The organism is Serratia sp. N21D137, assembly GCF_047530005.1.
In the GTDB taxonomy this organism is placed as follows: domain Bacteria; phylum Pseudomonadota; class Gammaproteobacteria; order Enterobacterales; family Enterobacteriaceae; genus Chania; species Chania fonticola_B.
Genome location: NZ_JBLJAJ010000020.1, coordinates 30,539 through 44,506, shown reverse-complemented (window position 1 = coordinate 44,506; position 13,968 = coordinate 30,539). Strand labels below are relative to the sequence as shown.

Genomic DNA, 13,968 nt, shown 5'->3' with positions numbered 1-13,968 from the left:
AAATTAAGGTCCTTCTGCCTTTAAGAACGGCGTATTCATGTTTTTAATTAATTATTCTAGAAGGATCTATATAGATGAATAAAAGCAAAATTGGGCTTTTGATGCTCGGTACTCTGGTGTTCTCAGCGAATGCTTTTGCTGGTATCAGCAGCCAAGAGCAAAATATGCGTAATGAAGTTACCAAGTGCGTCAGTGATATCCAGTCATATGGCAATGATCCTCGGGAAAAATCGCCTCTCTGGGTTATTTACGGCACACGCGGTGGTGCACATAAGTATTGTGGTTCCGTTGCCGCTAAAACCAGAACTGCAATCACGCCAGGGTACAACCAGCAAGAGGCTTGGGAAGCAGAGTGGCAGGATCTCTTTGCAGAATATAGCGCCATTCCCAAGGCAGATGCCAACAAACCAAATACTCAGAAATTGCTCAAAAAGCTGCGTGATCTTGGCGCAACAAACAAATTAGATGGGCGCCATGCTCAGTCTAAACTCTATGTTTATCGTGCCATGATGAGTGAGTTGGATAAATTGGATGCGATCCTGCCTTCCGTCGAAGGTAAGTAAACTGTTTTAATTCAATAATAATGTACCGGCATGTTTAATGATGACTGCCGGTGCATTTTTATAAATTCTATTATTCCCACCCGAACAATATGAATAAAAGTTTATTCGCTTTTCCTATTCTATTCATGGCAGCCTGTTTTGCCCATGCAGGTGAGTATTTTTATATCTCCCAAGGGGATCGGGATATCGGTCATATTGAATTGGACATGGCGGAGGACGGTTTTCCGTGTTTTGATAGAAAAAAGCTTATAGAATGGGAAATCCTCTCACCAGAAAACATGAGTGAGTTACCACAAACCGGCTGTATCAAAGTTAAAGATCTTTATCCATTAAATATTACCGTTACCTTAATTGATAAGGTGAATTTTCTTTTTTTTACATTCTTAGAGTCAACGGAGGTCAAGGCCGATCCTCGCCTGGCTATCGAGTATAGAGATGAGGGTATTCCAGCTATCCTGATAAACTATGATGTTAACTATAAAAAATATCAGGGAGAACGTTATATCAGAAGAAAAAGAAAAGATAACTTAGTCGTTGAGTTAGAGTCTGGCATCAACTACCAACATTGGCGATTAAGATCACGGCAATTTCATGATAATGAGGATATGCCACAGAAACGGATAAGGTTTTCTGATCTTTACGCTGAAAGAGACATCCCCGCGATAAACTCTCGTCTGTATTTTGGTGAGGGCTACAATAATACTTTCTATCTGGATCCCTTCCCCAATCGTGGGATAAAATTGTCATCTGACGATAATATGTTTCCTTCGTCACAGGGGCCAGTGTTGCCTTGGGTATATGGTGTGGCCACCAGTGATGCTGAAGTTGAGGTCCGGCAGAACGGCAAACCGGTTTACCGCACGATGGTTCAAGCTGGGGATTTCGTGCTGAGAAATATCAAACTGTTTGACAAATCGGGTTCTATTACCATGACGGTGAGAGAAAGCGACGGTAGCATCGCTTATTATGATGTACCCTGGAGTCGACTGGACAATATCCTGGATAAGAACATGTGGAAATATGATGTCTCATTCGGCAAGTTTATGAGTCGTGAGAGAATGGAAGAGTCTAATCCCATTTTCTTTCAGGGAGGCGCTGGATATGGTCTCACTGCACAAAGCTCTTTATTTGGCGGAGCGCTGATATCACCCAATTACTACAGCCACTCATTAGGTATTGGTCAAAGACTCAATCAATTCGGTGATGTCACCTTTAATCACCAGTACAGCAGTATAACATCGGCAGAGCAGGGCAAGGTAAACGGTGAGAGGTTGCGTTTACAGTATGTGGCTAATTTCAACAAGGCGAATGCCAGCATCAGGTTAAATGGCGAGTATTATCTACAGCCTCACTTTAATGATTTCAATAGTTATGCCTATAATGCTAAAACAGATTATTATTGCTGTGATTACTATAAAAAAGAATATGGTTTTGATTTTTCGATAAGTGCGTTGATTGGTACTTCACAGAGCTTGTCATTCAATATTAACCAGGAAAAATACAAAGAAGATCAAGGCAAGCGGACGTTCTACTCGCTGAGGTTTATGCAAAACACCGTCAACGTATCCTATGATCTTGACCTGTCATACTATCAATACCCTACGCAAAAAAATGAAATGCTGTTTGGTTTTACCTTCAGGGTACCCTTAAAGAGAATGGGGATTGATAACACCAGCCTGAATCTGGGATACAGCTATAACCCCTATGATCACTATCAAACTGAGCTTGGCGTTAGCGGTAGGCATTTAAATAACAACCTTAACTACCGGGTGATTAGCCGCAAGGGCAAACAGAGCAAGGCAAGTTATCAGGCGAGTGCCAATTACCGCTACGCCGCCGGTGAATCTGCGATCAGATACCAGTCTGGAACAAACTATGCGTTTTACTCGGCGAACAGCTCAGGTTCATTGGTTGCCCACCAGGCGGGGATTACCTTAGGGCCAACGTTAGGTGACACTAACGCACTGGTTTATAGCAAAAAGCATCCCAATGCGACGATCCCTGAGCAGGTTGATGTGGTTACCGACAGCCGCGGTCATGCCATTATCCCCAATCTCATTCCCTATCAGGTCAACGTGGTCAATGATGAGATAGGCCAGGAGAGGGAGTTTGGTGAGCCAGCCAATGAAGTCGTTAAAGTGCCGACATTAGGGGCCTTATCCTATTATGAGTTGCTTAATTAAATCGCTGTGCCGAAGAGGTACAGGACGCCGACATGCCGTAAGCCCCCTTCCCTGGGGACAGGCCGTCGGTACTTTAGTTAAAGTACCGACACGGAGAAACGAAAGCAGGCTCCAGCATGCGGCTGATCCACTAGCGTAATGTCACTGTCGTGTAACTGCAGAATGCGTTTGACAATCATCAGCCCCAACCCCCCCGCATGGCGGCGGGCATGGTTGAGAATTGACGGGCGGATAAACAGATCTGGGCGCAGCTCCAAGGGAATGCCAGGTCCGCTGTCATTGACCTGAACCATCACCTTATTACCCTGCGGCCACAGGCGCACTTCGATCTCTCCACCGCTTGGCGTATGGCGGATCGCGTTATCCAGCAGGTTAGTCAGCACCCGTTCCATCATGCTCAGGTCGGCAAACACCTGGGGAATGCCCGGCTGAATATCGGCCAGCAGGCGCTGCTGGCGAGCCTCGGCGGCCAATTCGAACTTCTGGAATACGTCCTGCACCAACTCACTGAGAGAGAAAGGTTCTTTCTGAGGCTTCACCACGCCGTATTCCAGCCTGGCCAGCTCAAATAGCTCTTGCGCCAACCGCCCGACTTTGCGGCTCTGCGCCAGGGCGATCTCCAGATAGCGTTGACGGTCGGTGGGGGTCAGGCTGGCGGATTTCACCGACAGCGTTTCCAGATAACCATGCAGCGAGGTCAATGGAGTACGCAGATCGTGAGAGATATTGGCGATAAACTCGCGCCGTTGTTGGTCCTGTTGTGACAGGGCTTGCCACTGCTCGGTAATGCGCTGTGCCATACGGCGGAATGCCTGCTGCAACTGGCTGACCTCATCACGGCTATGACTCTCCGCAGGGGCATTGGCATAGGTTTGCAGTGCTGAGATGCCGTCGCCATCCAGCGCACTAACCTGCTGGGTCAGACGGCGGATCGGGCGTGTCACCCAGTGGAAGGCAAAGCCCCCAGCCAGCAGGCCGAACAGCGCCACCAGCCCCATCGACCACAGCGCGGTATAAATGGCAGAGTTGATCTGGGCGCTATTGGCCAGCGCATCATAATCCTCCCCCAGCAGCACTACGTAGAGATAGCCTTCAATCTCGCCATTTACCCGCAGCGGCGCGGCGCTGAAGACTTTTTGGTTATCAAGATTGCGCGGGTCGTCACCATAGAGGGGCATTTCGGCCCCGTTCAACAATGTCTGTATCGGTAACAGATCGACCTTTTGGCGTTTCATGTGCCCGGCAGGCGCCGCGTTACCGACGATATTGCCTTGTTTATCCAGCAGATAAACCTCAACGCTCGGATTAACCGCCATCAGTTTATCGAACAGGGTATGCACCGACCGATCGTTCCAGCCCTGCGAACTCAACAGGGGATTGCTGGTGGCGATATGTTGCGCCAGATTGGTGGACAACTGTTGGATCACCGCCTGGCTATATTGCGTGCTGCTGCGCACCTGTAACCAACCGGAGATCGAACAACAGATGAGCAGCAGCAGGGCGAAAACCAGAGTCAGGCGTTGTGTCAGCGTGAGATTTTTCATCTTTTACCCTTGCGGCGAAGCCGCGAATTTATAGCCCATGCCCCACACGGTCAGGATGTGCTCGGGTTCTGCCGGGTTGCGCTCAATCTTGATCCGTAGCCGGTTAATATGGGTGTTCACCGTGTGTTCATACCCTTCATGTTGATAGCCCCAGACCTGATTGAGCAGGCTGAGGCGGGAAAACACTTTGCCGGGATGACGGGCGAAAAAATACAGCAGGTCGAACTCGCGCGGTGTTAGTTCCACCGTTTGCTGGTTCAGAAACACTTCGCGGGCGATGGGATCGATCACCAGCCTGTTCACGCTTAACGTTCCCGCTTCCATCCGGAGATTACGGGTCATCGCCTCTTGGCGGCGGAACAGGGCTTTTACGCGGGCCACCAGCTCCAGCATGGAAAAGGGTTTAGCCAAATAGTCGTCTGCACCCAGTTCCAACCCCAGTACCCGGTGGACTTCACTAGAGCGGGCGCTGGTGATAATGATGGGGGTATAGCGTGTCATATTGCGAGCGCGGCGGCAGATTTCCAGGCCATCGATACCCGGCAGCATCAGATCGAGGATCAGCGCGTCCCAACCCCCTTGTTCCAGCATTGCCATACCCTGATTGCCATCGGCCGCATGGCTGATGTCATAGCCTTCATCGCTCAGATGAAGTTGCAACAGTTCGGCGATATGTCCGTCGTCTTCGACGATCAAAATTCGTTTTGCCTTTTCCATTTTCTCTACCGCGGTTAACTGGCCTACCTGAAGTCTACACAACCCCCACCTTGGAAGTGATCACATTTTATTTAACTTTGCGTGAGGTCTTGGGGAACAAATCCGTTGAATACTGCAGACATTCAACCGATACGGGGCAGGAGAGAAGCGATGATCACGGCGAAACAGACCCTTATCCACCCGCTGTGGCTAAGGTTGACACATTGGCTGAACGCACTTGCCATGCTGATTATGGTCACCAGCGGTTGGCGCATTTATAACGCTTCCCCGTTGTTTAACTTTAGTTTTATCAACGAGCTGACGCTAGGCGGTTGGCTGGGGGGCGCGCTGCAATGGCATTTTGCCGGTATGTGGCTGTTTGGCATCAACGGCCTGTGCTATCTGCTGATCAACCTGTTCAGTGGCCGCTTTAAACGCCAATTCTGGCCGCTCAGCCCCAAGCAGTTTGTGGCCGATCTCTGGGCCGCACTGTGCGGCAAGTTGTCACACGCCGATCTGCGCCACTACAACATGGTGCAGCGTGTGGCTTATCTGGTGGCTATCGTGGTCAGCATCCTGATGGTGCTTTCTGGGCTGGTGTTGTGGAAGTCTGTGCAGTTTCCTCTGCTACGTACCTTGCTTGGGGGCTACGACGCGGCGCGCTATATCCACTTTTTTGCCATGACGGCGCTGGTTGGCTTCGTGGTGATCCATCTGGTGATGGTGGCCCTGGTGCCACGTACGTTGCTGGTCATGTTGCGTGGACGCTAAGGAGACACCGATGAAAACGGAAAAAGAACCTCTCAGCCTGAGCGAAGGCCAGGATATCGTTAAAGAAGCGCAACGTCTGTTAGCGCGCCAGTTGGCATCGTCGTCGCGCCGCCGTTTTCTGCGCAATGGCTTGACCCTGGGGGGGATGGCGATGCTGACTGGCTGCGATCTCAGTGATAATGCTCAGGTAGATCAGGCCTTGAGCCGCATCTCACGCTTCAACGATCGGGTTCAGGGCTGGCTGTTCAATGCCAACCATCTGGCACCAGAGTATGCCGAATCGATGATCACTCGGCCATTCCCGTTTAATGCCTTCTATAGCGAGGATCAGGCGCCGGATATCAACGGTGACGATTATCGTCTGGAAGTGGCGGGGCTGGTACTGCACAAGCAACCCTGGACGTTGGCACAGTTGCACCAGATGACGCAAATCAGCCAGATCACCAGGCACATCTGTGTCGAAGGCTGGAGCGCCATCGGCAAATGGGGTGGGGTGCCGTTTGCCACCTTCCTGAAGGCGATTGGCGCAGATCTTAACGCCCGCTATATCGGCTTTAAATGTGCCGATGACTATTACACCAGCATCGATATGGCCACGGCGTTACATCCGCAAACGCTGATGGCGCTGACCTACGACGGGCAGATTTTGCCGCGTAAATACGGCTATCCGATGAAACTGCGGATGCCCACCAAGCTGGGTTACAAGAATCCCAAACATATTCAAGTGATCGAAGTCACCAACCACTTTCCCGGTGGTTACTGGGAAGACCAAGGCTACAACTGGTTTGGCGGTAGTTGATTGCCGCTGGTGCAGTTTCATGGCACGACGCGTGCCGATTAACCAAGAAAAGGAAATACCATGAAAAAGTTATTTGCCATGATGATGTGTAGCGCACTGATGCTGGGTATCACCGGAGCCAATGCGGCCGATAGCATGGGTAAGGATGCGATGAAAAAGGACGGTATGAGCCAGATGTCTCACGATGGGATGGCTAAACAGGGCATGAAAAAAGAGTGCATGGGTAAAGACTGCGTGAAGAAGGACTCAATGGCCAAAGATGATATGAAGAAGGATCACATGGCCAAAGACAGCATGAAGAAAGATTCCATGGCTAAAGAGGGTATGAAGAAAGATGCTATGAGCCAGTAAAAGGCGCCATGACCGCCAGCTATCCTGTCTCTGGTACGGCAAGGGGCGCGCTCAATTGCTGAGTCCGCCCCTGTTGCTCAATTGCCAGCGACGAAAATAGTGCTCATATTTCGCAGACGCAATTTCTTCAATGCACTGTATTTCTGTGAAAAAATGGTTTTCGGATGGGTGCCTCGCTTGGCCGCAATGTTCAGCAGACTATCGCCGCGCAACAGGTTGAAGATCACATCGCTTTCTGCTGGGCTGAGCTCGCGGGTTTTCTGCACCTTTAATTGCCCAGACTCTTCACTCGCCAACAGGTTTTCCACTTTTTCTTCTAGTAAATAAAGCGGCATACGTGCCGATACCAGTTCCACCGAGATCCCCAGGATCGCCAACAGTTTGGCCACCCGTTCATCATCATAAAACACCAGAATACGCGTTGAGCTCATGTGTTGCTGATGCACAGACACCAGGCTTTCGATCACGTTGACGCTTTGTTCCAGATTTTGCGAGGTGAAAATCAGCGCAATATCATGCTTGATAATTTTCTCCGCCTTCGCACCACCGTGCATAAAGTCCGAAAACAGCTTGATATCGTACTTGCCATAATGTTTTTTCAACAGCATTGAAAGCCCGACATAGCTGTACTTACACTCACTAATCACCAGGACATTGTTTTTAGACATATTGGGGATACCCATAATGAGTTAAAAGTATTCAGCAGCAAGCAGCTGATTTAAATCTTTGATGCTGGATTCCTGCCACAACTTCCCCTGCAGTGCATAATAAGGCATTTCGTCCAACCATTTTTTTTGTTCATGCGTTTCAACTCCTTCGATAATCACCCGGTAATGATTCAGGTGAAAAAAACGCAGCAAGGCGCGCATCAACCCTTCACCGCCGGGCTTTTTCATAAAGTCCCACAGCAGTTGTCGATCGAGTTTTACGAAGCAGAAACGGCTGTTATACAAGGCGGAAAACCCGGCATAGCCAGAACCAAAATCGTCGAGCCAAAATGAATAATTATTCAAAGAAGGATCGTTATGGACACGGTTTTTTACCAGTCTGCTGGCGTTCTCGTTGATTTCGAAATGCAGGTAATTCATCGCGCGGATTTTATCGGCCAACGCGCAGTTTGCCAGCGCCTGCAGCGAATGGTCGTCGACATTGATGGTGGCAATGATCTGGTGTTGTTGAAACCAGTCTCGGTATTTTTCTATCAATTCAATTTGTTGATGCAGGATCTTAACGCGGGTTTCCCGGTCGGCCTGCTGGAAGAATTGTTCTGGAGAGAAATGCGCAAATTCGCTATCAAAAGAGAAGCGTGATAAACATTCAACGGCCAGCAGTTGCCCCGATTTGGCAAACATAGGCTGAAAAACATAATTAATGCCGTTATTTTTATCGTTAAAATCGCTGCGCATTCCTCAATCCTTTGATTGAAATTTATCTGTATGATTTTAAACAATAAACAAAGAAACAAATGGCTGTTTATTGGTAATAATCTTATTAAAGAAAGAATCATCTTACCTGGTGGTAAATTCCCCTAAAAGATTGAAATTTCAGAGGGAACAGGCTTGCGCTCAAGATGGCTGAAAGCGCATTAACAGAGTTATATTCTGGTTTTTCGGCGTTTTATCGAATTTTTTGACCGCTAAATTTGACTAATTAAGATTATTACGAACCGGGTAAATAGTCAACATCGATCGATAGGTATTTGTTGATAGTTTTTCCCTATCATGAGGGGCGTTATGAATGTTTTAAACGATTTATCAATGAGAATGTTCTTGGACTATATTTCGCCGGGCAATGGATTCATCGGGCTTCATTCCTGACAGGGAGTAGCATCGTTGAATGTACTTAACGGATGTATTAATTCACCGAGAGTCGAAAATATGAAAATCTCTAAGCTGTCCGCTGTATTAGCACTGACTGTATGCGCCACCGCCATTCCTTCTCTTTCAGCACAGGCTGCCGATGGTACTATTACTTTCAACGGTAAAGTGACCGACCAGACCTGTACTATCAGCACCCCAGGTGGTAAAGATTTTACCGTTACTCTGCCAACCGTATCTTCTTCTACCCTGAATGCGGTTAGCGCCACCGCGGGCCGTACTCCATTCGCAATTAATCTGACCAAATGTTCTAAAGGCCAGGTAGCAACCTATTTCGAACCAGGTTCAACCGTTGATTTCAAAACGGGTCGTTTGAATAACCAAACCAAAACCAATGCCGCAACCAACGTGCAAATCCAGCTGCTGGGTAGCAACAACCAGTTCCTGCCAATTCTGGCTGCCACCAACAACGGCGCACAGACCAACTCCCAGTGGGTTACCGTTGCCAATGAAGGTGATTCAGCAGACCTGAACTACTATGCGGAATATTTCGCAACTGCCGCTGCGGGCGCCGGTGATGTAACCTCAAACGTACAATACACCATCATTTACCAATAAGTTATTACCCGTCCATTTTATAGTTAAATGTTGTTTCCTCCCTGTGAGCATTCGGGGCGAATAGTTTCGCCCTGATAGCCTCTAATTACAGGGGGTGAAAGCATCGGGTATTTATTCTGGCGGGTGGAAACTTTTCCCCCGCTGTATTTCTATAGTAGTGATATTAAAATGAAAACATCGTTTAAGAAATACAGCGTATTGCTGATGGCAGTGCTTTTCAGCAGCAGCGCTTTTGCCAGCGTTATTGTTAACGGCACTCGCGTTATTTATCCGGCCAAACAGCGGGAAGTGACCGTCCAATTGTCCAATAATGGGACCTCGCCGGCGTTGATCCAGGCCTGGATCGATGAGGGCAACGCGGAAACGACGCCAGAAAACAGCAAGGCTCCCTTTATTATTTCGCCTCCCATCAGCCGTATTGAGCCTAACGGCGGCCAGGCGCTGCGTGTTTCGCTGACGACTTCGGCATTGACGCAAGACAAAGAATCTCTGTTCTGGTTGAACGTGCTGGAAATTCCCCCTGCACCGACCGGAACGGCCGCCGACACTACGCCAGAAAACTTCCTGCAGGTGGCCTTCAGAACCCGTGTGAAATTGTTCTATCGGCCGGAAGGTCTGAGCGGCGTAGCCAATGACGCGCCAGAAAAACTGCAGTGGAGCTTCGTGGCGGGCGGTGTGAAAGTGAAAAATCCCACGCCGTTTTATGTTTCTTTCACCGAAATCAATGCCGTTGCCAATCGCAAGAAAGTCGCGCTGGCACCGCATGGCGACATGCTGGCCCCAGGCCAGGAAAAAACGCTGGCCTTTTCCAGTGATAGTTCACGCATCGCTGATATTGAGTACACCACCATCAATGACTTTGGTGGCCGGGTTCAACGCAGCAAAAATCAGCAAAAGTAACTCCTGGAAAGCCCCATGCCGCGAGGTGAAGTCAGCCGGTGGGGACGCTTAATTTGGTAAAGGAATGCATGGATATGAACGAGTTACCTATCTCTGCCGCCGTCAAGTCGGCACTTTTCAATTACAGATCCATCCTGCTGTTGACCGGTAGTGCCCTTTGCCTGACCACCCCGGCATTTTCCCTGGCAGCGGCTCAAAGCGATGCCAACCAGGCCGCTGCACCGGTCGAAGCCACTTTCAACAGCAATTTCCTGGTTGGCCAGGCGCAGGGTGTGGATCTTTCGCGCTTTCGTGACGGCAACCCGGTATTGGCGGGGAAATATTCTCTGGATGTTTACGTCAATGGGGAATGGAAGGGCAAAAAGAACATCGAATTCAAGAGCGTGCCGGGTAAAGACAGTGCAGATACCTGCTTTAACCTGCTGTCTCTGGAAGAGTTTGGCGTCGATACTGCGGCAATGGGCAGCGATCCGGCGGTGACGACCAGCAGCTGCAAGCCGCTGGGGGAATGGGTGCCGGAAGCGTCTTACCGCCTCAATACTAGCACCTTGCGTATGGATGTCAGCGTTCCGCAGGTCGCGTTACGCCGTACCGCACGGGGTTATGTCGATCCGAAATTCTGGGATCGCGGCATCACCGCTGGTTTTCTGTCCTATAACTTCAACGCCTTTAATTCGCACAGCTCCAATTCCGGTGGCAACTCGGACTCGACCAACGCTTATCTGACGATGAACGCCGGGGTGAACATTGCCGGTTGGCAACTGCGCCATGACTCGAACGTGAACTGGCGTAGTCAGGAAAGCACCCATTGGCAGAACACGGCCACCTATGCGCAGCGTGCCATTCCGGCTGTGCGCGGTATGCTGACATTGGGGGATGCGTTTACCAGCGGGGACTTCTTTGATTCGATCGGTTTTCGCGGTGCGCAACTGAGTACCGACGATCGCATGTTGCCGGACTCCCTTAACGGCTATGCGCCGGTAGTGCGCGGCGTGGCGCAAAGCAACGCTCTGGTAGAAATTCGCCAGAACAACCAGTTGATCTACCAAACCACGGTAGCGCCGGGCGAGTTCGTGATAAACGATCTGTTCCCTACCGGCTACGGCGGCGATCTGGACGTGACGGTCAATGAAGCCGATGGTTCTGTGCGCCAGTTTAGCGTTCCCTATGCTTCGGTGGCGCAGATGTTGCGCCCGGGGATCCAGCGCTATGCGTTAACCGCAGGCCAAGTTCGCGATGATAATTTACATACCTTGCCCGAGATGTTCCAGGCGACTTATCAGCGCGGGTTTACCAATATTCTGACCGGCTATACCGGTGCGACCGTGAGTGACGGTTACAGCGCGGTGCTGCTGGGGAGTGCGGTGGCAACACCGTTGGGGGCTTTTGCCGTCGACGTGACTCAGGCCAACACCCGCCTGAAACAGGGCGATATGTCCGGCCAGAGCTACAAAATCAGCTACAGCAAGCTGATGTCGGAAACCAACACCAACTTCACCATTGCGGCCTACCGCTACTCGACTTCCGGCTATCTGTCACTGCGTGATGCGGTGTATGCCCGTGATAACGAGAGCCGGGGCTTAAGTGCCGATGCGGTTAACCGCCAGCGCAGTGAATATCAGCTCACGCTGAACCAGGGGCTGGGTGCCAATCTGGGATCGCTGTATATCACCGGTTCGGTGCGCGATTACTGGAACCGTGGCGGTACCTCCAAACAGTATCAGGTGGGCTACAACAACTTCATCGGTCGAGTTACCTACGGTTTGTCCGCCATGCGTACCACCGATACTTATAACCACGATGAAACCCGTTACTTCCTGAATTTCTCGATCCCGTTCAACATTGGCTCGCAAAACATCAGCCTGAACAGCGCATTGGCTTATAACGACCAAGGCTACGACAGCAGCCGCATCGGGATTAACGGCTCCACCGGGGAGGATAACAACATCAGTTACAGCGCCACCTTGGCTAACGACCAGAGCGGCGGGACCAATACCAGTGTGAATGGGGAATACCGCAGCCGTTTCGCCACCATGAACGGTTCTTACAGCTATGGCCGCGATTTCCGCCAGTCGTCGATCGGGGCTTCCGGCAGCATTGTGGCCCATAGCGGCGGCGTGACCATGACGCCTCAACGTGGCCAAACCATGGTGTTGGTTGAAGCGCCGGATGCCGCAGGGGCGATCGTCACCAACTCTCCTGGGGTGCGAATCGATGACAACGGCTATGCGGTGGTGCCTTATGTTGCTCCCTACCGTATGACCAACGTCACGTTGGATCCTAACGGCATGTCACGCGATGTTGAGCTGGAAAGCAGTAGCCAGCAAATTGCGCCTTATGCCGGTGCGATTGCCAAGCTGGAGTTCAAGACCATCAAAGGCCAGGCGCTGATTATCCATGCGTTAGGCCCGAACAACACGGCGTTACCTTTTGGTGCCGAAGTATTGGATACCCGTAACCAGGTGGTCGGCATCGTCGGCCAGGGCAGCCGTATCTATCTGCGTACCGAAGCGTTACGGGGGCTGCTATTGGTGAAATGGGGGACTCAGCCGACACAACAGTGTGCCGTGAACTACCAGGCCAAAGCACAAAACAGCACTGATTACGAAATTATCGAGGCGAGCTGCAAATGATCAACCTTATCCATAAATTCACCGCCATGCGCCAGCGCCCTAAACAAGCCATGCTGTTTATGTTACTGATGTTGGCCGGGCAACAGGCTTATGCTCAATGCCGGGTTAACACGACCAGGCCGCAGGACATCATCATGAACGTCGGCAGGGTATTGATTACGCCGGATACCAAGGTGGGCGATATCCTGGCCACTGGCAAATTCGATATCAGTCGGGATAACAATATTTCTTGCAGCGGTAATAGCACGTTGTACGGCCGCATTTTACAAGGTGGGCCGAGTTCGATCAGTGACAAAATCTGGACCACCAACGTACCGGGAGTGGGGCTGCGGCTTTATCGCCAGATCGGCTCGCAGGAAGGTGCCTATTACCCGCACGAGATCTACCGCAACGGCGGGGTGTATCTGGCTGAGGGGTATTTTGTGGTTGAGGTGATCAAAATTGCCCAGAATACCGGTACCGGTTCGTTAGCCCCCGGGCAGTATTCTTCTTACTATGCGGATGGGACGGGGCCTTCCAGACCGATCCTGATCTCTCACGTATTGGCGAATAGTATCACTATCGTCACCTCATCCTGTTCGGTGGACGCCGGTTCCAAAAATAAGGTGATCAACCTGAGTACGGTAGCTACTGCGGCGTTCAAAGGCGTGGGCAGTACTGCCGCAGAGCAGGACTTTTCGATTAACATCAACTGCGTAGGTGGTTCGGGGACGGAACTGTTGCCTGGTGGTACAGGGGAGGGGCTGGTGAACGTACGTTTTGACTATACCCGCGATACCTCGAATGCACCGGGTGTGCTCCAGCCGGTACAGGATAGCAATGCCGCCAGCGGCGTTGGTGTCCAACTGCTGACCGGCAAAAACTCAACGCCAATCACTAGCGGCACGGCGGTATATGCCGGGCATACCATTGCCAACCAGACCAATACCATCACCTTGCCGCTCAAGGCGCGTTACTACCAGACCGCAGCAAAAATGAAGGGCGGCACCATCAAGTCGATTGCCACCTTTACCCTAGAATATAACTGATAAGACGTCAGCCAGTTCGACACGTAGGGGCGGCGTTGTTGCATCCGTTTAACGGGATCTGAAAA

13 protein-coding genes are annotated in these 13,968 nt (G+C 50.7%); 9 read left to right on the top strand and 4 right to left on the bottom strand.

The window, feature by feature from the left end; genetic code table 11:
• Positions 1-74 precede the first annotated feature (74 nt).
• Both ACMV5H_RS16275 and ACMV5H_RS16270 read left to right on the top strand, forming a co-directional pair.
• A complete protein-coding gene (locus ACMV5H_RS16275) occupies positions 75-563 on the top strand; it encodes a hypothetical protein (protein ID WP_021805103.1) in 489 nt (162 codons plus the stop codon).
• An 89-nt stretch (positions 564-652) separates the two neighbouring features.
• Positions 653-2,746: a fimbria/pilus outer membrane usher protein gene (locus tag ACMV5H_RS16270; protein WP_414822100.1), complete on the top strand. Its 2,094-nt coding sequence runs from the start codon at positions 653-655 to the stop codon at positions 2,744-2,746.
• Between the two features lie 77 nt (positions 2,747-2,823).
• On the opposite strand, the gene ACMV5H_RS16265 is transcribed toward ACMV5H_RS16270, so the two are convergent.
• Positions 2,824-4,290: a sensor histidine kinase gene (locus ACMV5H_RS16265; RefSeq protein ID WP_059200285.1), complete on the bottom strand. Its 1,467-nt coding sequence runs from the start codon at positions 4,288-4,290 to the stop codon at positions 2,824-2,826.
• A 3-nt stretch (positions 4,291-4,293) separates the two neighbouring features.
• Positions 4,294-5,007: a response regulator transcription factor gene (locus ACMV5H_RS16260; protein ID WP_414822099.1), complete on the bottom strand. Its 714-nt coding sequence runs from the start codon at positions 5,005-5,007 to the stop codon at positions 4,294-4,296.
• Between the two features lie 150 nt (positions 5,008-5,157).
• Between ACMV5H_RS16260 and ACMV5H_RS16255 the strand changes: the two genes are divergently transcribed.
• Genes ACMV5H_RS16255 through ACMV5H_RS16245 form a run of 3 tightly spaced genes read left to right on the top strand, consistent with a single transcriptional unit; the run spans position 5,158 to position 6,907 of the window.
• Positions 5,158-5,757 (top strand): cytochrome b/b6 domain-containing protein, encoded by a 600-nt coding sequence (locus ACMV5H_RS16255; RefSeq protein WP_414822098.1) that lies wholly within the window; start codon positions 5,158-5,160, stop codon positions 5,755-5,757.
• Positions 5,758-5,767: 10 nt separating this feature from the next.
• A complete protein-coding gene (locus ACMV5H_RS16250; RefSeq protein WP_115159220.1) occupies positions 5,768-6,556 on the top strand; it encodes a molybdopterin-dependent oxidoreductase in 789 nt (262 codons plus the stop codon).
• A 60-nt stretch (positions 6,557-6,616) separates the two neighbouring features.
• The gene (locus ACMV5H_RS16245) at positions 6,617-6,907 is read left to right on the top strand and encodes a pentapeptide MXKDX repeat protein (RefSeq protein WP_021805098.1); all 291 of its coding nucleotides are present in this window, start codon (positions 6,617-6,619) and stop codon (positions 6,905-6,907) included.
• A 77-nt stretch (positions 6,908-6,984) separates the two neighbouring features.
• Here the strand turns inward: ACMV5H_RS16245 and ACMV5H_RS16240 are convergent, their stop codons facing one another.
• Both ACMV5H_RS16240 and ACMV5H_RS16235 read right to left on the bottom strand, forming a co-directional pair.
• Positions 6,985-7,575 carry a helix-turn-helix transcriptional regulator gene (locus tag ACMV5H_RS16240; protein WP_037375072.1) on the bottom strand — a complete coding sequence of 197 codons (591 nt, stop codon included), beginning with the start codon at positions 7,573-7,575 and terminating at the stop codon, positions 6,985-6,987.
• Between the two features lie 21 nt (positions 7,576-7,596).
• Positions 7,597-8,313: an EAL domain-containing protein gene (locus ACMV5H_RS16235; protein WP_414822097.1), complete on the bottom strand. Its 717-nt coding sequence runs from the start codon at positions 8,311-8,313 to the stop codon at positions 7,597-7,599.
• A gap of 471 nt (positions 8,314-8,784) precedes the next feature.
• On the opposite strand from ACMV5H_RS16235, the gene ACMV5H_RS16230 reads away from it, so the two are divergent.
• From ACMV5H_RS16230 to ACMV5H_RS16215, 4 genes are all read left to right on the top strand, one after another.
• Positions 8,785-9,342, top strand: a complete 558-nt coding sequence (locus ACMV5H_RS16230; protein WP_021180549.1) for a fimbrial protein — start codon at positions 8,785-8,787, stop codon at positions 9,340-9,342.
• A gap of 168 nt (positions 9,343-9,510) precedes the next feature.
• Positions 9,511-10,242, top strand: coding sequence for a molecular chaperone (locus tag ACMV5H_RS16225; RefSeq protein ID WP_414822096.1), 732 nt, complete (start codon positions 9,511-9,513; stop codon positions 10,240-10,242).
• Positions 10,243-10,316: 74 nt separating this feature from the next.
• A complete protein-coding gene (locus tag ACMV5H_RS16220; RefSeq protein ID WP_179249359.1) occupies positions 10,317-12,875 on the top strand; it encodes a fimbria/pilus outer membrane usher protein in 2,559 nt (852 codons plus the stop codon).
• Positions 12,872-13,903, top strand: coding sequence for a fimbrial protein (locus ACMV5H_RS16215; RefSeq protein WP_059200288.1), 1,032 nt, complete (start codon positions 12,872-12,874; stop codon positions 13,901-13,903). Before ACMV5H_RS16220 ends, ACMV5H_RS16215 begins: the two co-directional genes overlap by 4 nt.
• Positions 13,904-13,968: the final 65 nt, after the last annotated feature.